Below are 21,855 nucleotides of genomic sequence, written 5' to 3' on the forward strand. Positions count from 1 at the left end.
GGCGAGGGGGAAACACCCGGTCCCATCCCGAACCCGGAAGTTAAGCCCTTCAGCGCCGATGGTACTGCATGGGAGACCGTGTGGGAGAGTAGGACACCGCCGGACACATATTGTAGAAAGGCCCCGCCGTTACCGGCGGGGCCTTTCTCATTTCACCGGGTCGACGCTTCGGTGTTAAATCAGGGTACGGCCGCCGGTTCGGCCGGGCAGTGAATCGCGCGAGGTCGAGTCCTTCTCCAGTCCTGACAAGGGGACTCCCACCACATCGAGGCCGAACGTGCGGCTGCCTGCTCCGAGCAGGGGCCGGAGCGGCGCACACACAGGCCGGCCCTGGTTCGCCCGGTCTTTCGCCCGCCCGCGGATCAAGGGGACGCGGGGCCGATGAGCCGGTTGGCTATGGGTGCCCGCAGCTCTTCGTGCGCTGCATGATCGCCCTACGCTGAGGCCGCCGTGCTGCCCGCTGGATGGCTGAGCCGGGCCGTCAACTCCGCGCGGGTCCCGATGCCACTTGGAGGCGATCGGCCATCGCGCCGATTCGCTCGGCGAGTTCCGGCGGGTCGTGCACCCCGAAATCGATGTCCATCAGTGCGGCCCACACGACGATCTCGTCCAGGCTGGTCGAGCCGCACCGCTGGACGGAGGTGGGCGCATCGATGGGCTCGATCTTTCCCGCCGTCGGCGGCAAGGCGCTCGGCCTCGACCTTTCCGGCCGCGTGCACGGTCAGTCGTGGCTGCGTGCTCGGGTCCGGGTAGCGGGAAGTCCGCGCGAGGCGGGGAGGGCCGCCGGACGGAGGGAGCTAGGACCAGGTCTCGAAGTGGCTCGGTCAAGCGCGCGAACGCGTGACCCTGGCCGGTGGAGCGAAGCCGGAGGCGAGCGAAACCGGGCAGATCGCGAAGCGATGCCGCGTTCGCCCAGGCCCGGTCACGTAGCGAGCCTCAAGGCGAGCGAAGTGGGCCGGGACTGAGAAAACACAGCCTAGTCGGCGGGATCGTTTTGAGTCAGGGCCGCCGCGTAGTTGGCGAGCGAGCGGTTGTAGCGGGGGAGGTGGCGCGACAGGGCGCCGAGTGCGAGGCCGGCCGCCTCGCGTTCGCGTCCGACGTCGGTGAGTGCGAGCGCGAGGAACGCGGTGACGGCGTCGTCGAGTTCGTCGGAGCCGGCCTCGCGTTCCGCGGTCAGGAGGGCGACGCTCTCGTCGGCGCGGCCGAGATTGCGGAGCGTGCTGGCGTACTGGATCGTCGCCTGCCTGCGCCGCGCTTCGGGGAGCCCCGCGGCGAAGGCCCGCCGGTAGTGGTCGGCGGCCTCCGCCTCGTTGCCGATCGAGTCGTGCGCGGACGCCAGCTCGTACTCGCCGACGGGGTCGCCGGGCGGGAGCTCGGCGGTCAGGGCCTCGACCTTCCCGAGGAAGATCTTGGGGTCGTGGTCGTCGAAGGCGCCCCAGAGGTCGGCCATTCGCTGTTCCCATTCGGGCGCGGGACTGGTCATGATCGCCAGGATACGGTCACCGCTCCGGTTCCTGGGGGGCGAGGTCGAGCCAGAGCGCGACCGGATGCCGGATCGACGTGGCGGTGTTCCAGTCGACGTCGTGCGGCGCGTGGTGCAGCCGGGCGTCGGGGAAGCGGCGGGTGAGTTCTCGCAGGGCGGTGGTCAGCTCCAGCCGGGCCAGCGGGGCGCCCAGGCAGACATGGGGACCGCCTCCGAAGGCGAGATGGTGGTTCGGGGTGCGCTGGAAGTCGATGTGCTCGGGATCCTCGAACACGTCCGGGTCGCGGTTGGCGCGGTCGACCGCCGGAATGACCAGGTCGCCCGCCCGCAGGCGAACGCCTCCGAGGTCCACTTCGCGGACGGCCCGACGCGGCTGGGCGGATTCGAAGGCCGTGCCGGGAGTGGTGCGCAGCAGTTCCTCGACCGCGCCGGGAATGCGGTGAGGCTGTGCCGTGAGGAGCCGGTAGAGGGTGTCGCCTCCCTGCTCTCTGGTGGTGAGCAGCCGGAACAGGAAGCCCGCGATCGCGGCGGCCGTGGTCTCCCAGCCCGCGATGACGACACTGGCGGCCAGGAGCGCCGGCTCTTCCAGGCCGGTCTGCCGGCGGACGGCGTTCGCGGCGATCACAGAGAGGAGACCGACGTCCTCGGAGCCGGGGTCGACATCGGACATGAGGCCGCCGAGGCGTCCGGCCATGTAGGCGGTCATCTCCAGCATGGCGCGCTCGTTGTCGGCGGCGCGGTCGGCGCCCGTGGAGAGGAACATGTCCCCCCACGTCCTGAACAGCGGCAGGTCGTCGTCGGGCAAGCCCATGGCGCTGCCGATGACGCCGAGGGTGAGGGGCATGGCGAGCTGCTCGTTGACCTCGATCGGATCGCCCGCCTGGACGAGCGCGTCGAGCAGCCGGGAGGTGAGGCGCTCGACGGTGGGGCGGTACCGGTCGATGCGGGCGGGCGCGAAGGCGTTGCCGATCAGGTCGCGGTGCGCGCGGTGCTCCCGGCCGTCCCGCGCCAGCATCGTCGGGGGCGTGTGCGGGTAGGGCGGGATCGCGTCCGCCCCCGCGCGCTGGAACGTGTCCTGCTCGCGCAGGACGCGCCGGCATTCCGCGTGCCCGGTGACCAGGAACGCCTCGTGCCCTTCCGGGAGGCGGACGCGGGAGACCGGGGCGAGCCCGTCGTAGAGGGCGGACAGCCCCATCGGGTCGGCGGGCCGGCGCCCGTCGACCGGGACGTCCTGACAGGGGAACGGGTAGCGCGGATGATCGGTGGCCGTCACGTCGCTCCTCGCGGGTTCTCGCCGGGATGCTCATCTGCCGCCTCGAAGGTCGGCCGAGCCCCCGGGTCTGTCAACCCGGGACGAGATCGATGTGGCGCCGGAGACACCTGAGGTCCCCGCAACTCGCGTGCAACGTGGGATGCGGAAGGATTGGACCGTTCGGCCACGGCCGGAATCAGGGTCGCGCCGGTGCCAACCCACACACCGCACCGGCGCGACCGCCGGGCCGCAGGTCACACGTTCGCGTCGCGGTTCCTGGCGGCGCCGAGCCCCTTCTCCGGGACGGATTTCCGCGCGCCGCGCCCGGCGAGTCCGAACAGCCCCAGCGCCCCCAGGGCGCAGGCCGCCGCGGCGAGCGGGAGCGAGCCCGGTCCCAGAGTGCCGAGCAGCCAGCCGCCGAGGCCCGCGCCCAGCGAGGCGCCGACGTAGACCGCGCTGCTGCTGAGCGCCAGCACCTGCGGGCCGGTCTCCGCGCCGGCCAGCGCGAGGACGCGCGCCTGGACGGGCGGAGGGACGGCCCAGGCCGCCGCCGACCACACCAGCAGCAGCGGGACGATCAGCAGCAGCTGCGCCGGACGCAGCGACCAGGCCAGCGCCAGTCCCGCCATCGCCGCGACGAAGGCGGCCGAGGCGATCGCGAACGCCCTCAGCGGGCCGGCACGGTCGACGAGGGAGCCGCTGAGTCGCCCGCCCGCGATGCCCGCGGCGCCGGTGAGGACCAGGAGGCCGCCGAGGCCGGACGGGCTGACGCCCGCCGTCTCGTCGAGGAACGGCGCCAGATATGTCTGGATCATCAGGTTGCCGAGCACCGCGGCGACGGCGGCGAGCAGCGCGCACGCGATGGCGGGGCGGGCCAGGGGGCGGAGGCGTTCGCCCAGGCCGGCCGCGGGCGACGGAGCCGTGTCCGGCAGGGCGGCGCGCAGGAACGCCAGGGCGGCGAGGCCGAGGAGGCCGCCCAGCACGAAGGTGGCCCTCCAGCCGAGTGCCGCACCGGTCCACGTCCCGAGCGGGACGCCGACGACGACGGCGCCGGTGAGTCCGGTCATCACGGTGGCGAGGTCGCGGCCCCGGCGTTGCGGGGGAGCGAGCGCGGCGGTGACCGCGAACACCGCGGGCAGGACGGTCGCGGCGGCGAGCGCGGCCACGATCCGCAGCGCCATCAGCGCCGGATACGACGCGGCGAGCGGGACGGCGAGGTTGGCGGCGCTGAACAGCAGCATCCCGCCGGTCAGCAGGCGGCGCCGCGGCCAGGAAGCCGTGACCACGGCCGCCACGGGCGCGACCGCGGCGCAGATGACGGAGAAGACGGTCACGAGCTGCCCGGCCGTGGCCTCGCCGACGGAGAGCCCGTCCGCGATGGAGGGCAGCACGCCGACGATCACGAAGTCGTCGGTCTGGAGGGCGAACGCGGTCAGCGCGAGCGCGGCGAGCCGGAGCCCGCCGCGGGGGCGGCGAAGGAGGGGCATGCCATTAAGGTAACACTCGTTACCCTATAGGCTGGACGCCCCGGACCCAGGGAAGGGACCCGCCAGTGCCGAGGCCGCGCGACCCCCGCCGCCGCACCGAGATACTCGACGCCGTGCTCGACCACCTCGCCGAACACGGGATGTCCGGCCTGTCGATGCGCCCCATCGCCCAGGCGCTCGGGCAGAGCACGCGCGTCCTGACCCATCACTTCGCCGACAAGGACGCCCTCCTCGCCGCCCTGCTGAAGCGCCTGGACGAGGTCCAGCACGAGCAGCTCCACGCGACCGAGGGCTGGGACGACACGGCGCGCGGCATCGGCGCCGTCGTCCGTGACTCCTGGGACCGCCACCTCGCCCCCGAGAACATCGCGCGGACCCGGCTCGTCCTCGAGATCGAAGGGCTGGCGGCGGCCGGCCGTCTCGGCGACCGGGTTCCGGCCTTCCTGACCGAACGGGCCGAGTTCGTCGCCGGGGCTCTGACCGCCCGTGGTCTCGCCCCAGGCCAGGCCCTCGTCAAGGCCACCTTCCTCAACGGCGCCTACTCGGGTCTGCAGACCGACTTCCTCACCACCGGCGACCGCGAACGCGTCGAGGTCGCGCTCGGAGAGCTGTGCGCACTCGCCGACTCCTGGACGGACAACGGCGCCTGACACGTCCTGGCGCCCGGAAGGCGCCGGATCCGGGTCTGTCGCGGGGGCGCTACTCCTGCGCCCGGAAGGGGTGCCAGCGCAAACGTCGCCAGTGTTCGACGGTGCCGACTGGCGATGCCAGACAGACTTGGGTCCGGCAGGGATTGGACCTGTCCCCGCGTGGGACCTGGTCATACCGTCCGCCCATGCGTAACACACGACGTTTCGCCCTCGCGGCCGCGGCCGCGTTTCCCCTCATGGCCGCGCTGCCGGCGGCGTCCGCCGCGGGCTCCGGTGCGACCGCCGCCGGGACCGTCTTCTATCCCAACCCCGTCCAGCAGCTCGGGGACCAGTCCCTCACCGACGCGAAGGGCGCCGATTACGCCGCCCTCGCGCCCGCCTACAGGCAGGTCACCCTCACCGACCTCGACGGGTCCGGCTCGCTCACCGGGCGGTACGTGCGGGTCAAGAGCGAGACCGGCAAGGCCGCCTTGATCGACGGCGGCGCGCTGCCCGCCTACCACCGCGACTCCGACCAGTTCGAGCAGGTGATGGGCTACTACTGGGTGACGACCGCGCAGCGGTACCTCCAGCACCTCGGGTTCGGGTCCGGTCTGCGCCCCGTGAACCAGCGGCAGATCGAGCTGCGGATCAACCAGTACGGCGGCGACAACTCCTTCTTCCGCCCCGACAAGGCGAACATCACGCTCGGCAAGGGCGGGGTGGACGACGCCGAGGACGCCGAGGTGGTCATCCACGAGTACGGCCACTCCGTGCAGGACGGCCAGGTCACGGGGTTCGGCACGAACCTGGAGTCGGGCGCGATCGGGGAGGCGTTCGGCGACTACCTGGCGGTGGCCGTGACCAGTTGGGCGACCGGCACACCGACCAGGACTCCGGAGCCGTGCGTCGCCGACTGGGACTCGGTGTCCTACACGTCCGGACCCACGCACTGCCTGCGGAGGCTGGACGGGACGAAGCACTACCCCGAGGACGTTCGCGGTGAGGTCCACGCCGACGGCGAGATCTGGTCGAGGGCCCTGTGGGACATCCGGCAGGCGCTGGGCGACTCCAAGGCGAGCACCCTGATCGTGGAGGCGCAGTTCGCGTTCGCACCGGACACCTCGTTCAAGGCGGCCGCCGAGGCGACCGTCGCCGCGGCGCAGCGCCTCTACGGCGCGACCGCCGCGCGGGCCGCGCAGGAGGCGTTCGCGGCGCGGGGCATCCTGTGACCGCTTGATCGTCGAAGGCGTGGTGCGGCCGTAAGGTGCGTCGTAGCATTCGCTCATGATCACAGCCGCACTCGCCTTCGCCGTCGCCGCGATGATCATCAACGTGGCGCCGGGGCTCGACACGTTCCTGGTGCTGCGGACCTCGGTCACGCGGGGGCGGGGCTGCGGGCTGGCCGCGGCCCTCGGAATCATGGCCGGATGCGCGGTGTGGGGGCTCGCCACGGCGATCGGGCTGACCGCTCTGCTGACCGCCTCGCACGTCGCGTACACCGCGGTGCGCGTCTGCGGCGCCGCCTACCTGGTGTGGCTCGGGGCGACCGCGCTCTGGCGCGTCAGGCGGAAGGCCGAGGCCGAAACTCCGGAGCCCGTCGTGGCGGCGGGACGGCGTGCGGCCTTCCGCGCCGGGGTCGGGACCAACCTGCTGAACCCCAAGGCGGGCGTCTTCTACATGAGCCTCGTCCCGCAGTTCATGCCGCACGGGGCGCCGGTGTTCGGCACGACGATCCTGTTCACGGCGATCGACGTGGCCGAACTGGCGCTCTGGTTCTGGGTCCTGTCGGGTGCGGCCGCCGCCATGGGGGAGCGGCTGCGGCGCCCGTCGTTCCGGCGGCGGATGGAGCAGCTCAGCGGGGTGGCCTTCCTCGGCTTCGCCGCCCATCTGCTGGCCGGCCGGCCCTGACCGGGTGAGCGTCGTCACCGGTAAGGGGCGCCGGGGTTGCGGCGAAATCGGTGGGGCGCCGTCCCGGACGCCGTAGGCTGCTCGGGTGACTGAGAAGCTGTGGCACATCGAGCCGTCGGGGCCGCTTCGCGGAGACGTCACCGTGCGCGGGGCGAAGAACGCGGTGAGCAAGCACATGGTCGCGGCGATGCTGGGGGACGGGCCGAGCACGATCGGCAACGCGCCGGACGTCGGCGAGGTCGGCATCACGGCGGGCATGCTGGAGCACGTCGGGATGACCGTGGAGCGGTCCGGCGGCGATGTGACGGTCGTTCCGGGACCGGTCTCGGACCCGAGCGTCGGCAAGGCGTTCACCGGCCTGAACCGCATCCCGATCCTGATGCTGGGCCCGCTGCTGCACCAGGCCGGCGAGGCGTTCGTGCCGCTGGTCGGGGGCGACCCGATCGGGCGGCGGCCGGTCGACTTCCACGTGGAGGCGCTGCGGGCGTTCGGGGCCGAGGTGTCGCTGGCCTCCGACGGGATCCACGCGCACGCCACGCGCCTGGTCGGAACGCGCATCGAGCTGCCGTACCCGAGCGTCGGCGCCACCGAGACGGTGCTGCTGGCGGCGGTGCGGGCCGAGGGGAAGACCGTCATCCGCAACGCGGCGACCGAGCCGGAGATCACCGAGCTGGCGCTGTTCCTCCAGCGGATGGGCGCGCGGATCTCCTTCGCCCCCGACCGGCGCATCGTGGTGGAGGGCGTCGAGCGGCTGAGCGGCGCGCAGACGCGGCTGGGCGGCGACCGGATCGAGGCGTTCTCCTACCTGGTCGCGGGCCTGGTGACGGGGGGCGAGGTACGGGTGCACGGGTGCCCGCAGGACCGGCTCGTCACCGCCATCACGACGCTGACCAGGATGGGCGCCGAGTTCGAGATCACCGACGACTGGATCATGGCGTCCGCGCCCGGCGGCCTGCGCCCCGCGGCGGTGCAGACCGACACCCACCCCGGGTTCGCGACCGACTGGCAGACGCCGCTGATGGTGCTGTTCACCCAGGCGGACGGCATGTCGGTGCTGCACGAGACCGTGTACGAGAACCGGCTCGCCTACGTCCCGGCGCTGCAGAGCATGGGCGCGGAGATCGAGGTCTACGACACGTGCCTGGGCGGTCCGGCGTGCCGGTACCACGACACGGCGGCGCTGCACTCGGCCGTGGTGCGCGGAGTGTCCAAGCTCCGCGGCGGCGACGTGACCATGCCCGACATCCGGGCCGGGTTCTCGGCCGTCCTGGCGGCGGCGGTCGCGGAAGGGCCGTCCACGCTCCGGGGCGTGCACCACATCGAACGCGGCTACCACCATCCGGTCGAGCAGTTCCGGACGCTGGGCCTGTCGCTGCGGGCGGGCTAAAACGGACGTCCGGGACGCGGCCGTCCGGGGCCAGGTGAAGGTCAGCGACCCGCCGACGGGCAGGTCGCGCAGGTAGTGGACGAGGTCGTGCGTGACGTGGTCGTCGTAGCCGGGGCGGGGTCCAACCGGCCAGGCTAGGCCGCGGGCTTCCCACGGCGCATTCCGTTTTCCTACGGTGTTGATCAGATGCCTGGAGGGCGCACCGTGGAATTCGACCGGACCGACCCGTATCCGTTCTACGCCCGGGCGCGTGAGGACGAAGGGCTGACCTTCGTCCCCGAGCTGGACGCCTGGCTCGTCGCCCGGCACGCCGACGCGCGGGCGGTGCTGCGCGATCAGGAGACGTTCTCGTCGGCGAACGCGCTGCGGCCGGACGTGGTGCCGGGGCCCGAGGCCGTCGACGTGCTGCGGTCGCTGCCGCAGGGCCGCCCCGTCGTGCTCACGGCCGACGGCGACGACCACCGGCGGGTGCGCGAGCCGCTGACGCGCGGGCTGTCGCCGAAGCGGGTCGCCGCGGCCCTGCCGTTCATCACCCGCAGGGCCCGGGAACTGGTCGACTCCTTCGCCGGTGACCACCGCGTCGAGCTGATGGGACGGTACGCGCGCGTCCTGCCGGGCGAGGTGATCGGGCACATGCTCGGCATCGACCCGGAGAAGATGCCCGCGCTGATCGAGGGCGGCTACCGGGCGGAGGACCTCATCTTCAAGCCGATGAGCACCGGCGAGCAGGTCGCCGCCGCCGAGCAGGTCGCCGGCATGAAGCGGGTGCTGGACGCGCACGTGCGGGGCCGGGAGCCGGGGGACGACCTGTGCGGCGAGATGGCGCGCGCGATCGAGCCGCACGGCACGCTCATCTCCAACCTGCAGAACATCCTGCTGGCGGGGCATCTGACGACGACGGCGCTCATCGGGACGGCGGTGCTGCACCTGCTGCGGAACCGGGAGCAGTGGGAACTGCTGTGCGCCCGGCCCGAGCTGGTCCCGGCGGCCGTCGAGGAGGCCGCGCGCTACGACACGGCCATCCAGGGCTTCCGCAGGGTCACGACGCGGCCGGTGCGGGTCGCGGGCACCGACCTGCCCGCGGGCGCCGAGGTCTTCGTCGCCTTCGCCGCGACCGGACGCGACCCGCGGGCCCACGACCGTCCCGACGAGTTCGACATCACCCGCGCGCCGGCGCGGCACCTGGCGTTCGGGCACGGCGTCCACGCCTGCCCGGGCTCGCAGCTCGCCCGCGAGCAGGTCCGCGTCACGCTGGAGGAGCTGACCGCGCGGCTGCCGGGCCTGCGCGCCGAGGAACCGGTGGAGATGCTGCCGAGCCTGATCCACCGCTCGCCCAGGGAGCTGTTCCTTACCTGGTGATGGCCGGAACCTACAAGACGGGAGTGCTCGCGGCGGCCACGCTGGAGGCATGGACCTGACCAAGGCATCCGACTTCATGGCCACTCACGCGCGTCTCCTGGACCGCCGACGCTTCGAACTGCTGACCGGGGAGGGCGACCGGGAGGCGCTGCTCGCCGCGCTCAACGCCTACCGGAACCCCGACGGCGGCTACGGCCGCGGGCTTGAACCCGACCTCCGGTCGCGGACGAGCCAGCCGGGTCCCGCGCTGCACGCGTTCGAGGTCTTCGAGGAGCTCGCCCCGGTGACCGCGCCCGAAGCGGTCGCGCTCTGCGACTGGCTGGACTCGGTGACGCTGCCCGATGGCGGCCTCCCGTTCGCTCTGCACGTCCCCGACCCGGCCGGCTGCGCGCCGTTCTGGACGCAGGCCGACCCCCGGGCGTCCTCGCTGCAGATCACCGCCGTGGTCGCTGCCATGGCGCAGCGCGTCGCCGTCCACGACAAGGCGGTCGCAGGGCACCCCTGGCTCGACCGCGCCACCCGCTACTGCCTCGACGCCCTCCGCGCCAAGGACGCGATGCACGCCCTGGAGGTGGAGTTCGCCATGTGGCTGGCCGACGCCGTCGACGACACCGAGGCCATCGCCCTGCTCGGCGAGCGCATCCCGGATGACGGCCTCCTCCACGTGGAGGGCGGCCTGGAGGACGAGACGCTGCGGCCGCTCGACTTCGCGCCCTTCCCGGGCCGTCCCTCCCGGTCCGTCTTCAAGCCGGACGTCGTGGCCGCCGAGCTTCGACGGCTCGACGGCATGCAGGGGGACGACGGCGGATGGCGTGTCGACTTCGCGTCCTACTCGCCGGCCGCCGAACTGGACTGGAGCGGGTACGCCACCGTCAGGGCGGTCTCCATCCTGACCCGCAACGCCGACCGCTAGCCGCCGTCCGGGGCGGGGCGGGCACGCGTGGGATCCTGGAGGCGCAGGCCACCATCCCACGGCACCGGAGGCTCCCGATGGACAACGGCCCGGGTCACACGGCGCTCACCCCGCTCGCGTTCCTCGAACGGTCGGCTCAGGTGTTCCCCGGCAAGACGGCCTACGTCCACGGGGACCGGCGCGCCACCTACGCCGAGTTCGCCGCCGAGACGACGCGGCTGGCGAACGCGCTGCGCGCCTCGGGGATCGGGCCCGGAGACCGCGTCGCCTACCTGGCGCCCAACATCCCGGAGTTGCTCGTCGCGCATTTCGCGGTGCCGCTCGCCGGGGCCGTGCTCGTCGCGATCAACACCCGGCTCGCGCCGGACGAGATCCGCTACATCCTCGACCATTCGGGCGCGAAGGCGCTGGTGGTGGACGCGGGGCTGCATCCGTCCGTGGCGCCGCTCGCGGGCGGCCTGCCCCTGACGGTCACCCTTCCCGCGACCGGCGCCGGCCCCGACCCGGCGGTCGGTGGCATCGGCTACGAGGAGCTGACGGCGCGCAGCTCGGACGACCCGCTGCCCTGGGCCGTCCGGGACGAGAACGCCCCCATCTCGATCAACTACACGTCCGGCACCACGGGACGGCCGAAGGGCGTCGTCTACACGCACCGCGGCGCCTACCTCAACGCTCTCGGCGAGGTCGTGCACTCGCGGCACACGCCCGAGAGCGTCTACCTGTGGACGCTGCCGATGTTCCACTGCAACGGCTGGTGCACGCCCTGGGCGCTCGCCGCGATCGGCGGGACGCAGGTGTGCCTGCGCGCCGTCGTCGCCGCGGAGATCTGGCGGCTCATCGGCACCGAGGGCGTCACCCACCTCAACGGCGCCCCGACCGTCCTCGTGACGATCGCGAACGCGGCGGAGGCGCACCCGCTGGAGCGGCCGCTGACCGTCACGACGGCGGGCGCGCCGCCGAGCCCGACGATCATCGGGCAGATGGAGGGGCTCGGGGCGGGCATCGTGCACGTGTACGGGCTGACGGAGACCTACGGCCCGTACTCGGTGTGCGAGCCGCAGCCCGGCTGGGCGGGGCTGCCCGCCGGGGACCGGGCCCGGCTGCTGGCCCGGCAGGGCGTCGGCATGATCCAGACCGACGGACTGCGGGTAGTCGACGGCGACATGAACGACGTCCCGGCCGACGGGACGACGCTCGGCGAGATCGTCATGCGCGGCAACAACGTCATGAAGGGGTACCACCGGGACGAGGAGGCCACCGCGCACGCGTTCCGCGGCGGGTGGTTCCACTCCGGCGACCTCGGCGTCCGGCACCCCGACGGCTACGTCGAGCTGCGCGACCGCTCCAAGGACATCATCGTCTCCGGCGGGGAGAACATCTCCACGGTCGAGGTCGAGCGGGCGATCGACTCGCATCCGGCCGTGCTGGAGGTCGCGGTCGTCGCGGTCCCGGACGAACGGTGGGGCGAGCGCCCCAAGGCGTTCGTGGTTCTGCGCGACGGGCGCGGCGCCACCGAGGCCGAGCTGGTCGAGCACGTCAGGGCGAGCCTCGCCCGGTACAAGGCGCCCGACACGGTGGAGTTCGTCGCCGAGCTGCCCAAGACCTCCACCGGGAAGATCCAGAAGTTCCAGCTGCGCGAGCGGGAGTGGGCGGGGCGCGACCGCCGCGTCCAGGGCTGAGGATCCCGCCGCGGCGGGGCCTCCCGCCGTGTGAGGCGCGGCCGTTCGTGGGAAGTGTCCTGTGCGCCGGGCGCCCGGGCCGCCGGGTGCGATGCGAGAGGGGAGCATGATGCCGCCCACCGACGTGCCGACCGGGAACGTGCTGATCGTGGGGGCGGGCCCGACGGGCCTCCTGCTGGCGGGGGACCTGGCCGCGGCCGGGGTCGGCTGCACGGTGCTGGAGTGCCGCGCCGAGGAGACGACCGATCTGACGCGGGCGTTCGCCGTGCACGCCCGCACGCTGGAGATGCTGGACGCGCGCGGCGTCGCCGACGAGCTGGTCGCGACGGGGACGCGGGCCGGCCGGCTGCGGTTGCTCGGTTCGACCGACCTCGACATGTCCCGGCTGCCGGGCCGCTTCCCGTACGTCCTCGTCACGCCGCAGTACGAGACCGAACGCGTCCTGAAGGAGCGGGCCGTGGCCGCCGGCGCGACGATCGTGTACGGCGCCGAGGCGGTAGGGCTACGCCAGGACGCGGCGGGCGTGGACGTCGAAACGCGGATCGCCGGCGGCGCGACGCGGACCTTCCGCGCGTCCTACGTCGTCGGCGCCGACGGCGTCCGCAGCACCGTCCGGCGGGCGCTCGGGCTGCCGTTCCCCGGCCGCGCGGTGGTGCGGTCGGTGATGCTCGCCGACGTCCGGCTGGACGAGGCGCCCGCGGGCGCGCTCACCGCGGGCGCCGTCGGCGACGCGTTCGCGTTCGTCGCCCCCTTCGGGGAGGGCTGGTACCGGGTGATCGCGTGGAACCGCCACCATCAGGTCCCCGACTCCGAACCGGTCGACATGGAGGAGTTGCGCGAGGTGGTCCGCCGCGCCCTCGGCACCGACCACGGCATGCGGGACCCCCGCTGGACGTCCCGGTTCCACAGCGACGAGCGGCAGGTCCCGCACTACCGGGTGGGACGGGTCTTCCTCGCCGGGGACGCCGCGCACGTCCACTCGCCGGCGGGCGGGCAGGGCATGAACACCGGGATGCAGGACGCGGCGAACCTCGGGTGGAAGCTGGCCGCCGAACTGCGCGGCTGGGCGCCGTCATGGCTGCTCGACAGCTACCACGAGGAGCGGTACCCCGTCGGCAGGGTCGTCCTGCGCAGGAGCGGCGCGCTGCTGCGGTTCACGCTCGCCGAGCCCCGCTGGCTGCGGGCCGCCCGCGCCGCGGCGGCGTTCGCGGCGACCCGCGTCCCGCCCGCGGCGCGGCGGGTCGCGGCCGCGGTCTCCGGCATCGACATCGCCTACCCGCCGCCGCGCGGCTCGCATCCCCTGACCGGGAGGCGGGCGCCGGACGTCCCGCTGGCGGGCGGCGCGGGACGGCTCTACCGCCTCTTGGCGGACGGGCGGTTCGTGCTGGTCGTCGCCGTCAACGACCCCGCGGTCACCTACCTGGCGGCCAAGCGGTGGGCCGGGCGCGTGCACTGTGCCCTCGCCGGCGGCGCCACGCGCACGACCGTCCTGGTGCGTCCGGACGGCTACATCGCCTGGGCGACCGACGAGACGGCCCCCGACCGGCGCGCGGAGGCGATCCGGGACGCGCTGAGCCAGTGGTGCGGGCGCGGCGCCGACCACTAGTCAGTAGCGCCGCTCCTCGCGGCCGTAGCCGAGCTGCTCGGCCACGTCGGCGACGTTCTCGTACTCGCGTTTCGGCAGCGTCCGCAGCTGGTCGAGCGCCCGGTCCGGGGCTCCGCCCTCGGCCGCGTGCCGGACCAGCTCGTTCGGGCGGGCCGGATAGCGGGCGCCGCTGAGCATCCGGGCCAGGGCGCTGCGGCCCTCCACGTCCCGCGCGCTCATCCCGGGCGGGGAGCCCTCCCGGTCCCCGGCGGCGGCCGCCGCCGGGTCGGCGGGGTAGTCGTTGGAGAACGGCTCGGTCTCCTTGAACTCCTCGGCGTGCGTGGGATGGCCGCCGCTGACCATGCCCCGGGTCTCGCGGCCGATCTCCTCGTCCAGCCTCGCACCGTGCTTGTCGCTCTTGTCCGGCATCTCATCCTCCCTGCGCCTACCCGACGGAGCGTTCCCGGGCGCGCGCGTCCAAACACGCGGCCGGTCTCGCGGCGGCGGCGCGGTACGGTGTGGCGCATGCTGCCGGAAGAGGGCGTGAACGCGGTCCGGGTCGTGGTCGGGCTGCTGGTCCGCGGCGACTACGAGGAGCTGGAGACCCTCACCGAGGGGCGCAGGCTGAGCGCCTCGGAGATGGCCGGCGCGGTGGCCGCGTCCGGGCTCGACCTGATCAGTCCGCCTGAGGACGCCTTCGCCGACCTGGAGGTGACCGGGATCGAGCAGGTCTCGGGCGGGGAGCGCGCCTTCCGCGCGGCCCTCCCGCTGTGGACCGCGCAGGAAGGCCGGTCCGCGCTCGTCCTGCGGCTCACCCTGACCGAGGTCATGGACGGCGTGTGGACCGTGGAGGTCGACGGCATCGGGGAGGCTCTCCCCGGCTGAGCCGGCGGCGGCCGGTCAGGACTGCGACAGCCGCATCATCCGCAGGACGCGCCGCACCAGCGAGTTCTGCCCGCCCTCGCCCGGGTCCTCCTGCTCGGCGGCCTCCTCGGCGGCGGGGGAGGGCTGCGGCGCCGGCGGGTCCCCGACCGGATCGTAGGTGACCGGCAGCGATCGCAGGCCGCGTATCAGCGGTGACGAGCGCCAAGGGAGGAGGTCGGCGGGCACCGCCAGCCTCAGCCCGGAGAACCGGTCGAACAGCCGCTCGACCGCGATCGTGGTGATGGTGGTGGCGAGGTCGCGGCCGAGGCAGGCGTGCGGCCCCGCGCTCCACGCCAGATGGGCGCGCGAGCTGTAGATCGAGTCGGGCCCGCCGCCCGCCGCGAACGCCGGGTCCCGGTGCGCGGCGGCGGGCGAGACCATGACGGGGTCGCCCGCCGCGATCTGGAACCGGCCGAGGCGCACGTCGGCCTTGGCCCACCGGAACGCCAGGTTCGCCATCGGCGGGTTGGCGGCCGCGGCCCGGTTGATCGCCTCCTGCAGCATCCCGGACGACAGGCTGTCGCGGGCGCCGGTCTCGCCGATGAGCACCTCGGCGATGGTGTTGCCGATCAGCGTGGCCGTCACGTCGCCGACGAGGCCGGTCAGCATCGCCATCTCGGCGGCCAGCTCCTCGGTGGTCAGGTCGGGCACGGCGGCGAGCATGTAGGACGGCAGGTCCTCGCCGGGGGTCCGCGCTCGCGCCGCGCACAGGTCCGTGACCCGCTCGATCAGCCGGACCGACGCCTCCTGGGCGTCCGGGCCCGCGTCCATCACCCGCCACAGATCGGTGATCAGCTCGTCGCCGTCACCGGCCCCCGTTCCGAGCAGCCGGCCGATCACCATCAACGGCAGCGGCCGCGCGTACTGCGCCGACAGGTCGGCCTCCCCTGCCGGGCCGCCGCTCTCGGCGATCACCGTGAGCAGTTCGTCGGCGTACCGCCGGACGGCCTGCTCCAGCGCCTTCGCCTCCGGCCGGCTCCGGTCCTGGAACGGCCGCAGCCCCTCGCTCCAGGCGCCGCGCAGCCGGGTGGAGTCGGCGCCGTCGCGGAACCCGCAGTTGTCCGACTCGACCACCGGCAGCATCGGCCAGTCGGCCGGCACCGCGCCGTCCCGGTAGGCGCGCCAGGTGCCGACGCGGCGGCTCCAGTTCCCGCGGGCGTCGCGCAGGATGTCGAGCGTCTGGGTGTAGCCGACGACGAGCCAGGCCGGCACCCCGAGGACGTCCACCGGCGCGACGGGCCCGTACTCCTCCCGCAGCCGCTCGTAGAACACCGCCGGACGGGTCTCGTAGTCGTGGTTCAGCAGCGGCTGGACGGCGAGCGCCTCCAGCGGGGGATGGGCGGGCTCGGCCTGCGGCGTCTGGGGCTCCACGTGCACAAACCCTAGGAGAGATCGTTGACCGGAGGTCCGTTTATGCTGGAATCTCCCACGGCGATCTTTCGGCGTGCACGGACCCGCGGCCACCGCGGGGTATGTGACGCTAGGGGTGCCCATAGAAGAGCTGGAGGTCCGCATGGCCGACTCCGCAAAAGCGCCCGAAGACGGCGAGGACGAGGTGAAGCGCAGGTTCCGGGAAGCCCTGGAGCGCAAGCGCGGCGCCGAGAGCAAGAACGCCGGCGCCGGTGGCCGGAGCAGCTCGAAGGTGCGCGGCACCCACGAACGCGCCGACCACCAGCGGCAGTTCCGCCGCAAGAGCGGCTGACCGGGCCGCCCCGGCCGGCAGACCCCCGCGCGCAGGGCGCGGGGGTCGCTCCGTTCTCACGGCGCCGCCACCGACGACCGCGAGCGGCGCCCGGGCCCTGTCAGCCCTGGTAGAGCTTCTTGGTGTAGTTCGCCTCGCTGTAGTACTCCCGGAGCTCCTCGACGCTCTCCTCGGTGTACTGGACGTCCTTGATGATCTGGGCGTGCGGCGGCAGCGCCTCCGGGGTCCACGACTCCGGCTTCCACAGCTTCGACCGCATGAACGCCTTCGCGCAGTGGAAGAAGATCTGCTCGATGTCCACGACGAGCGCGAGGGCCGGCCGGTGCCCCTTGACGACCATCGCGTCGAAGAACGGCGCGTCCCGGACCAGCGTGGCCCGGCCGTTGATCCGCAGCGTCTCGGTGCGTCCCGGCACGAGGAAGATCAGGCCGACGTGCGGGTTGCTCAGCACGTTCAGGAACCCGTCCGCGCGGCGGTTGCCGGGCCGGTCCGGGACGGCGATCGTCGTGCCGTCGATGACGTGCGCGAATCCCGGCGGGTCGCCCTTGGGGGAGACGTCGCAGTTCCCGGCGGCGTCGCTGGTGGCGATCAGGCAGAACGGGGACAGGGCGAGCCACTCGCGGTCACGGTCGTGCAGCGTGACCCGCTCCTTGTCGATCGCCCGCCGCATCGGCGTGCCGAGGAGCTCGCGCAGCTCCGCCGCTGAGGTGATCGCAGTGAACTCGGGGGCGACCGTCATCGCCGCTCCTTCCGCCGGGAGACTCCGAAGATCAGCGTAACGCGGGCGAATCCGAGCGCGCGGGCAGGTCAGCGCCCGGCGGCGTAGCGGCGGACGCCGCCCTCCTCGTGGGCGTCCAGCACACCGCGGTCGGCGAGGACGTCCAGATGCGCCTCGATCTCCAGCACGGCCAGCATCCGGCTGAAGGCGTCCAGGTCGCCGAGGCTGCGCCTGCGGCGCGTCCACGGCATCGCCGCCGCCACCTCGAACGCCGTGGCGCGCCCGGCGCGGACCTGCGCGGCCGCGGCGTCCAGCCGTTCGGCGTGGTGCTCCAGCAGCTCGTCGATCCGGGTGTGCACGCTCGGCCTCACGGGACCGTGCGCCGGCAGCAGCACGGTGTCCGGCATGTCGCGGACCAGCCGCAGCGACTCCAGGTAGCTGCGCAGCGGCTTGGGCTCCGGCTCGGTCTCCAGCCCGATCGACGGCGTGATGTGCGGCAGGATGTGGTCGCCGGCGAACAGCAGCCCGGCCGCCGCGTCGCGCAGGACGATGTGGCCGCGCGTGTGCCCCGGGGTGGCGAACACGTCCAGGCCCCGTTCCGTCAGGGCGACGCGCTCCCCGTCGTCCAGCCACGCGTCGGGCATGGTGTGCGGGACGTCCTGTTCGGAACGCTCCACGGGCCGGCCCGCGATCTCGTCGGCCACCTCGTCCGCGCCGCACCGGCGCAGCAGCTCCACCTGCCGGGGGTGCAGCCCGCGGCGGGTGTCGAACGCCTCGATCGACGGCCGCTCGCCCCGCCCGATCCGCACCCGCGTCCCGAACGACTCGCGCAGTGCCAGGGCCTGCGAGTAGTGGTCCCAATGGGCATGGGTGACGAGGAACTGCGCGACGTCGTCCAGCCGGTGCCCGAGAACGGAGAGGGCGGCTTCGAGCGAGGCCTTCGTGTCGGGCATGGCCCAGCCGGAGTCCACGACCACGAGGCCCTCGGCGTCCTCGATGACGTACACGTTGACGGCGTGCAGCGACGGGATCGGCAGCGCCAGGGGGATCCGGTGCACCCCCGGCGCCACCGGATGAGCGCCCGGCTCGGTCCAGTCAGTCGGCTGCTCCACGACCGGTGCCGCCACCGCGCGCCCCCTCTGATTGTCGAATCACGTTCGGGACGAACCTACTTCATCCCGGACATCCGTTTTATCCCCGCCCCGCCGTGGACGAGGGGCGACCGGGATGGGGGTCGCGGGCGGCGGCGCGGCGGGCCTCGGTGGCGGCCTTACGGGCCTCCCGCGCGACCTCCTCGGCGCGGGCGCGGTTCTGCTCGGTGCGGTCCGCTCTCCTGGACGCGGCGTCCCGCTCGGCGATCGCGCGTTCCAGTTCGTGCCGGAGACGCCCCACCTTGGTGGACGCCTCCTGCACCTCGCGCCGGGCAGCGTCGGCGCGCTCCTCGCGTTCGGCCAGCTTGTCCTCGGCCTCCTCGGCACGCTTGCGCAGCGTCTCCGCCCGCTTGGCGCGGGCGGCGCTCGTGCGCGTGACGTTCGACCTCGCCGGCTCCGCCTTCTTCTCGGACGGCCGCTTCTCCCCGGCGGGCGTCCGCTTGGCGGGCTTCTCCCTGGGCTCCGGTTTCGCGCGTTCGCCCTGGTCCTCGGGCGCCATGGGGAACCCGGCGGGGACGAAGCCGGAATGGCTGCGGGGCTGCGGCAGTCGCCCTTGGCGGACCTCCTCGGCGACTCCGGCGTCCACCGTGGCGGCCTGGAGGGTGTCCTCCACCTCGCGGACCGCCTGCTCGCGCAGTGCGCCGCCCGCGTCCGCGGCGAGTTCGCCGGCCGTCCGCACGAGCGACCCGACGAGCCTGGCGCGGCGCTGCTCCAGGTCCCCGAGGCCGCGGCCCGAGCCCCACGCCGCCCGCATCTCCTCGCCGACGTCCAGGAGGCCGGTGAGTTCGTCCGCGGCCGAGCGCGCCAGGAGGTTCACCGCCCACGCCGAGAGCGTGGGGCGCCGCAGCGCTCCGATCCGCTTCGCGAGCGCCGCGTCGCCCGCCCCCTTGGCCTCCTGGACCAGGCGCTTGCGGGTCTCCACGAAGTCGGCGGGCGGGACGCCGTACAGCTCGTCGGCGGCACTGGAGAAGTCCACGTCCGATCTCTACCCGCACCGGGCCCGCGCGCATCGGGGTGGACGGAGACGCTCGCCGGTGCCATACTCGCCTACGAATACTCGTCTACGAGGAGTCGAAGATGGCCAGGCGGCGCAAGGTGAGCAACCTGCTGGGGCTCGCCGTGCTGTCGACAGTCACCGCCAGGCCGATGCACCCGTACGAGATGGCGTCGCTGATGCGCGCTCGCGGCAAGGACCGCGACATGGACATCAAGTGGGGCTCGCTCTACACCGTGGTCGGCAACCTGGAGAAGCACGGCTTCCTGGCCGTCGAGGGGAGTGCGAGGGAAGGGGCGCGGCCCGAGCGCACCGTCTACGGCATCACCGACGCGGGACGCGACGAGCTGGCCGACTGGGTCCGGGAGCTGATCGGGGTGCCCGAGCGCGAGCGGCCGCGGTTCGAGGCGGGTCTCTCGGTGCTCGGCGCCCTCGGCCCCGACGAGGTGGCGGCGCTGCTGCGCGGCCGCCTCGACGCGATGGAGCGGGAGATCGCCGCCGACCAGGCGGCCCTGGAGGCCGAGGAGGAGGTGCCGCGCCTCTTCCTGCTGGAGTCCGAGTACGACCTCGCGATGCGGCGCGCCGAGGCCGCCTGGGTGCGCGGCCTCCTCGCGGAGATCGAGGACGGCACGTTGCCGCACCTCGACCTGTGGCGCTCCTTCCACGCGACCGGCGAGATGCCGCCCGAGATCGCCGAGCTGGCGGAGAGGGGAGGCCCGGAGGAGTAGCGAGCGCGAGGCCCGGCGGCGGTGCTGCAACACCTCCGCCGGGCCGGGACCCACCACCGAGAACCCGCGCGAGGCGGGCCCTGGCGGCGTGACGCGACACCAGCCTATCCGGGGCCCTTCGTGCGGCACGTTTCCTTGCACGGAGGAGAACATGGCGCATGCCATCGAGGCCGAGGGCCTCGTGAAGAACTACCCCGGCGACGTCCGGGCCCTGGACGGCCTGTCGATCACGGTCGGGCGGGGCGAGATCCTCGGGCTGCTCGGCCCCAACGGGGCGGGCAAGTCCACCACCGTCAAGATCCTCACCACGCTGGTCCGGCCGGACGCGGGCGCCGCGGCCGTGGCCGGGCACGACGTGCTGCGCAGGCCCGACCGGGTCCGCCGCGTCATCGGCGTGGTGTCGCAGCGGTCCGGCGCCGACCCCGAGGCGAGCGGCCGCGACAACCTCGTCCTGCAGGGCCGCCTCTACGGGATGGGCGGGGCGCGGGTGCGCGGCCGAGCGGCCGAGCTGCTCGCCCGGTTCGGGCTGGAGGACGCGGCGGGCAGGCCGGTGAAGACCTACTCCGGCGGCATGCGGCGGCGGCTCGACGTCGCGCTCGGCCTCGTCCACCGGCCGCAGGTGCTGTTCCTGGACGAGCCGACCACCGGCCTGGACCCCGAGGCCCGCGCGTCGATGTGGGCCGAGATCGCGCGGCTGGCGGGCGACGACGCGCTCGCGATCCTGCTGACCACCCACTACCTGGAGGAGGCCGACCGGCTCGCGCGGCGGCTGGCGATCGTCGACCGGGGCCGCGTCGTGGTGCAGGGCACCCCCGACGCCCTCAAGGGCGAGCTGCGCGGCGACGCCGTCCACGTGGAATGGCGGGAGGCGCCGCCCGAGGCGCCGGTGCGGGAGGCGCTCGGCCGGCTGCCCGGCGTGCGCGAGGTCGTGCTGGACGGGCCGCGCCTGAGCGCCCGCGCCGACGACGGAGCGTCGGCCGTGCCCGCCGTCCTCGCGGCCCTCGACCAGGCGGGCGTCCCCGCCGCGGCGGCGACAGTCGCCCGGCCGTCCCTGGACGACGTTTACCTGCGCTACGCCGGACGCCGGTTCGCGGGGGCCGGCGCCCCCGACCTCGCCGGGACCGCCTCGGGAGGCGCCCGATGACCGCGCTCGCGACCGGTACCTGGTGGATGACGCACCGGCGGCTTTCGGCGCTGGTGCGCAACCCCGCCGTCGTCGTCATGACGCTGGCGCAGCCGATGATCTGGCTGTTCCTGTTCGGCGAGCTGTTCAGGAAGGTGGTCGAGCTGCCCGGGTTCGGCGCGCCGTCCTACCTGGACTACATCGTGCCCGGCGTGGTGGTCATGAACGCGGTGTCGCTGAACTCCTTCGCCGGGATGGCGACCATGGACGAGATCGAGCGCGGCACCCTCGACCGGTTCCTCGTCACGCCGGTGCGGCGGGGCGCGATCGCGAACGCCGGCGTCGTCGAGCAGGCCCTCAGCACGGCGTTCCAGTCGATGGTGATCATCGGGCTCGGCCGGGTGGCGGGCGCGCACTACCCGGGCGGGCCCGCGGGCCCGGCGGTGCTGGTCGCCGCGTCGGTGCTGATCGGCGTCGTGCTCGCCGCGCTGTCCAACACGCTCGCGCTCCTCGTCCGCGACCGCAACACGATCATCGGCCTGAACGTGATGCTGCTGCTGCCGCTGACGTTCCTGTCGTCGGCGTTCATGGCCAAGGGGCTGATGCCGTCCTGGATGCGGCATGTGGCGGAGGGGAACCCGGTGAGCTGGGCCCTGGACGCGGCACGCGGCGCGCTCGCCGACGATCCCGACTGGGCGACGGTCGCGACGCACGGCGGAGGGCTGCTCGCCCTGGCCGCGGCCGCGGTCGGGCTCGCGGTCCACTCGCTCCGGAGCTACCAGAGATCCCAGTGACGGGGGAGAGGCCCGGGGGGTTCCGGCGGCGGCGGG

At 73.7% G+C, this 21,855-nt stretch carries 22 protein-coding genes and 1 rRNA gene; 14 read left to right on the plus strand and 9 right to left on the minus strand.

The window, feature by feature from the left end; all coding sequences use genetic code 11:
• Positions 1-105: ribosomal RNA gene (gene rrf, locus AB0C84_RS22635) — 5S ribosomal RNA — on the plus strand; the annotation flags it as partial.
• A gap of 376 nt (positions 106-481) precedes the next feature.
• Here rrf and AB0C84_RS22640 read toward each other — a convergent pair.
• The 4 genes from AB0C84_RS22640 to AB0C84_RS22655 all read right to left on the minus strand — a co-directional run bounded on the left by AB0C84_RS22640 (position 482) and on the right by AB0C84_RS22655 (position 4,222).
• The gene (locus tag AB0C84_RS22640; protein ID WP_361069564.1) at positions 482-685 is read right to left on the minus strand and encodes a hypothetical protein; all 204 of its coding nucleotides are present in this window, start codon (positions 683-685) and stop codon (positions 482-484) included.
• Between the two features lie 291 nt (positions 686-976).
• A complete protein-coding gene (locus AB0C84_RS22645) occupies positions 977-1,483 on the minus strand; it encodes a tetratricopeptide repeat protein (RefSeq protein ID WP_361069567.1) in 507 nt (168 codons plus the stop codon).
• Positions 1,484-1,499: 16 nt separating this feature from the next.
• A complete protein-coding gene (locus AB0C84_RS22650; RefSeq protein ID WP_361069570.1) occupies positions 1,500-2,756 on the minus strand; it encodes a cytochrome P450 in 1,257 nt (418 codons plus the stop codon).
• A gap of 233 nt (positions 2,757-2,989) precedes the next feature.
• Positions 2,990-4,222: an MFS transporter gene (locus AB0C84_RS22655; protein WP_361069573.1), complete on the minus strand. Its 1,233-nt coding sequence runs from the start codon at positions 4,220-4,222 to the stop codon at positions 2,990-2,992.
• Positions 4,223-4,287: 65 nt separating this feature from the next.
• Here AB0C84_RS22655 and AB0C84_RS22660 point away from each other — a divergent pair, with 65 nt between their 5' ends.
• From AB0C84_RS22660 to AB0C84_RS22695, 8 genes are all read left to right on the plus strand, one after another.
• Positions 4,288-4,872, plus strand: coding sequence for a TetR/AcrR family transcriptional regulator (locus tag AB0C84_RS22660; protein WP_361069576.1), 585 nt, complete (start codon positions 4,288-4,290; stop codon positions 4,870-4,872).
• Between the two features lie 185 nt (positions 4,873-5,057).
• On the plus strand, positions 5,058-6,083 hold the full coding sequence (locus AB0C84_RS22665; RefSeq protein WP_361069579.1) for a M4 family metallopeptidase: 1,026 nt from the start codon (positions 5,058-5,060) through the stop codon (positions 6,081-6,083).
• A gap of 55 nt (positions 6,084-6,138) precedes the next feature.
• A complete protein-coding gene (locus AB0C84_RS22670) occupies positions 6,139-6,762 on the plus strand; it encodes a LysE family translocator (RefSeq protein WP_361069582.1) in 624 nt (207 codons plus the stop codon).
• Between the two features lie 85 nt (positions 6,763-6,847).
• A complete protein-coding gene (gene murA, locus AB0C84_RS22675; protein ID WP_179848413.1) occupies positions 6,848-8,149 on the plus strand; it encodes a UDP-N-acetylglucosamine 1-carboxyvinyltransferase in 1,302 nt (433 codons plus the stop codon).
• Positions 8,150-8,353: 204 nt separating this feature from the next.
• Positions 8,354-9,508 (plus strand): cytochrome P450, encoded by a 1,155-nt coding sequence (locus AB0C84_RS22680; RefSeq protein WP_361069586.1) that lies wholly within the window; start codon positions 8,354-8,356, stop codon positions 9,506-9,508.
• A 49-nt stretch (positions 9,509-9,557) separates the two neighbouring features.
• Complete coding sequence (locus AB0C84_RS22685) at positions 9,558-10,421, plus strand: hypothetical protein (protein ID WP_361069589.1); 864 nt, start codon at positions 9,558-9,560, stop codon at positions 10,419-10,421.
• A 77-nt stretch (positions 10,422-10,498) separates the two neighbouring features.
• Positions 10,499-12,100 (plus strand): acyl--CoA ligase family protein, encoded by a 1,602-nt coding sequence (locus AB0C84_RS22690; RefSeq protein WP_361069592.1) that lies wholly within the window; start codon positions 10,499-10,501, stop codon positions 12,098-12,100.
• 106 nt (positions 12,101-12,206) lie between these two features.
• Entirely contained in the window at positions 12,207-13,706 is a 1,500-nt protein-coding gene (locus AB0C84_RS22695) for an FAD-dependent monooxygenase (RefSeq protein ID WP_361069595.1), read from the plus strand.
• Here AB0C84_RS22695 and AB0C84_RS22700 read toward each other — a convergent pair whose 3' ends face one another.
• Positions 13,707-14,114 carry a DUF2795 domain-containing protein gene (locus tag AB0C84_RS22700; RefSeq protein WP_258943270.1) on the minus strand — a complete coding sequence of 136 codons (408 nt, stop codon included), beginning with the start codon at positions 14,112-14,114 and terminating at the stop codon, positions 13,707-13,709.
• Between the two features lie 96 nt (positions 14,115-14,210).
• Between AB0C84_RS22700 and AB0C84_RS22705 the strand changes: the two genes are divergently transcribed.
• Positions 14,211-14,570, plus strand: coding sequence for a hypothetical protein (locus AB0C84_RS22705; RefSeq protein ID WP_258943271.1), 360 nt, complete (start codon positions 14,211-14,213; stop codon positions 14,568-14,570).
• A gap of 15 nt (positions 14,571-14,585) precedes the next feature.
• On the opposite strand, the gene AB0C84_RS22710 is transcribed toward AB0C84_RS22705, so the two are convergent.
• Positions 14,586-15,980: a cytochrome gene (locus AB0C84_RS22710; protein ID WP_361069600.1), complete on the minus strand. Its 1,395-nt coding sequence runs from the start codon at positions 15,978-15,980 to the stop codon at positions 14,586-14,588.
• Between the two features lie 142 nt (positions 15,981-16,122).
• Here AB0C84_RS22710 and AB0C84_RS22715 point away from each other — a divergent pair, with 142 nt between their 5' ends.
• Positions 16,123-16,311, plus strand: a complete 189-nt coding sequence (locus AB0C84_RS22715; protein WP_179848420.1) for a DUF5302 domain-containing protein — start codon at positions 16,123-16,125, stop codon at positions 16,309-16,311.
• 100 nt (positions 16,312-16,411) lie between these two features.
• Here AB0C84_RS22715 and AB0C84_RS22720 read toward each other — a convergent pair whose 3' ends face one another.
• The 3 genes from AB0C84_RS22720 to AB0C84_RS22730 form a co-directional block, all read right to left on the minus strand.
• Complete coding sequence (locus AB0C84_RS22720) at positions 16,412-17,050, minus strand: pyridoxamine 5'-phosphate oxidase family protein (RefSeq protein WP_361069604.1); 639 nt, start codon at positions 17,048-17,050, stop codon at positions 16,412-16,414.
• A 68-nt stretch (positions 17,051-17,118) separates the two neighbouring features.
• Positions 17,119-18,156: an MBL fold metallo-hydrolase gene (locus AB0C84_RS22725; RefSeq protein WP_179848422.1), complete on the minus strand. Its 1,038-nt coding sequence runs from the start codon at positions 18,154-18,156 to the stop codon at positions 17,119-17,121.
• A gap of 64 nt (positions 18,157-18,220) precedes the next feature.
• The gene (locus tag AB0C84_RS22730; RefSeq protein WP_361069608.1) at positions 18,221-19,156 is read right to left on the minus strand and encodes a hypothetical protein; all 936 of its coding nucleotides are present in this window, start codon (positions 19,154-19,156) and stop codon (positions 18,221-18,223) included.
• A gap of 101 nt (positions 19,157-19,257) precedes the next feature.
• Between AB0C84_RS22730 and AB0C84_RS22735 the strand changes: the two genes are divergently transcribed.
• The 3 genes from AB0C84_RS22735 (at position 19,258) to AB0C84_RS22745 (ending at position 21,819) form a co-directional block, all read left to right on the plus strand.
• The gene (locus tag AB0C84_RS22735) at positions 19,258-19,902 is read left to right on the plus strand and encodes a PadR family transcriptional regulator (protein ID WP_361069611.1); all 645 of its coding nucleotides are present in this window, start codon (positions 19,258-19,260) and stop codon (positions 19,900-19,902) included.
• Between the two features lie 151 nt (positions 19,903-20,053).
• Positions 20,054-21,046, plus strand: coding sequence for an ATP-binding cassette domain-containing protein (locus AB0C84_RS22740; RefSeq protein WP_361069614.1), 993 nt, complete (start codon positions 20,054-20,056; stop codon positions 21,044-21,046).
• A complete protein-coding gene (locus AB0C84_RS22745) occupies positions 21,043-21,819 on the plus strand; it encodes an ABC transporter permease (RefSeq protein WP_361069617.1) in 777 nt (258 codons plus the stop codon). The genes AB0C84_RS22740 and AB0C84_RS22745 overlap by 4 nt, the downstream gene beginning before the upstream one ends.
• Positions 21,820-21,855 lie beyond the last annotated feature (36 nt).

It is taken from the genome of Actinomadura sp. NPDC048955 (genome assembly GCF_040649435.1).
Taxonomy (GTDB): Bacteria; Actinomycetota; Actinomycetes; order Streptosporangiales; family Streptosporangiaceae; genus Spirillospora; species Spirillospora luteofluorescens.

Excerpts from the sequence above, each read along its gene's own strand:
- AB0C84_RS22645 (WP_361069567.1), bottom strand. The coding sequence starts at position 1,483 with ATGACCAGTCCCGCGCCCGAATGGGAACAGCGAATGGCCGACCTCTGG.
- AB0C84_RS22655 (WP_361069573.1), bottom strand. The coding sequence starts at position 4,222 with ATGCCCCTCCTTCGCCGCCCCCGCGGCGGGCTCCGGCTCGCCGCGCTC.
- AB0C84_RS22665 (WP_361069579.1), top strand. The coding sequence starts at position 5,058 with ATGCGTAACACACGACGTTTCGCCCTCGCGGCCGCGGCCGCGTTTCCC.
- AB0C84_RS22670 (WP_361069582.1), top strand. The coding sequence starts at position 6,139 with ATGATCACAGCCGCACTCGCCTTCGCCGTCGCCGCGATGATCATCAAC.
- AB0C84_RS22685 (WP_361069589.1), top strand. The coding sequence starts at position 9,558 with ATGGACCTGACCAAGGCATCCGACTTCATGGCCACTCACGCGCGTCTC.
- AB0C84_RS22690 (WP_361069592.1), top strand. The coding sequence starts at position 10,499 with ATGGACAACGGCCCGGGTCACACGGCGCTCACCCCGCTCGCGTTCCTC.
- AB0C84_RS22695 (WP_361069595.1), top strand. The coding sequence starts at position 12,207 with ATGATGCCGCCCACCGACGTGCCGACCGGGAACGTGCTGATCGTGGGG.
- AB0C84_RS22700 (WP_258943270.1), bottom strand. The coding sequence starts at position 14,114 with ATGCCGGACAAGAGCGACAAGCACGGTGCGAGGCTGGACGAGGAGATC.
- AB0C84_RS22705 (WP_258943271.1), top strand. The coding sequence starts at position 14,211 with ATGCTGCCGGAAGAGGGCGTGAACGCGGTCCGGGTCGTGGTCGGGCTG.
- AB0C84_RS22715 (WP_179848420.1), top strand. The coding sequence starts at position 16,123 with ATGGCCGACTCCGCAAAAGCGCCCGAAGACGGCGAGGACGAGGTGAAG.
- AB0C84_RS22720 (WP_361069604.1), bottom strand. The coding sequence starts at position 17,050 with ATGACGGTCGCCCCCGAGTTCACTGCGATCACCTCAGCGGCGGAGCTG.
- AB0C84_RS22735 (WP_361069611.1), top strand. The coding sequence starts at position 19,258 with ATGGCCAGGCGGCGCAAGGTGAGCAACCTGCTGGGGCTCGCCGTGCTG.
- AB0C84_RS22740 (WP_361069614.1), top strand. The coding sequence starts at position 20,054 with ATGGCGCATGCCATCGAGGCCGAGGGCCTCGTGAAGAACTACCCCGGC.
- AB0C84_RS22745 (WP_361069617.1), top strand. The coding sequence starts at position 21,043 with ATGACCGCGCTCGCGACCGGTACCTGGTGGATGACGCACCGGCGGCTT.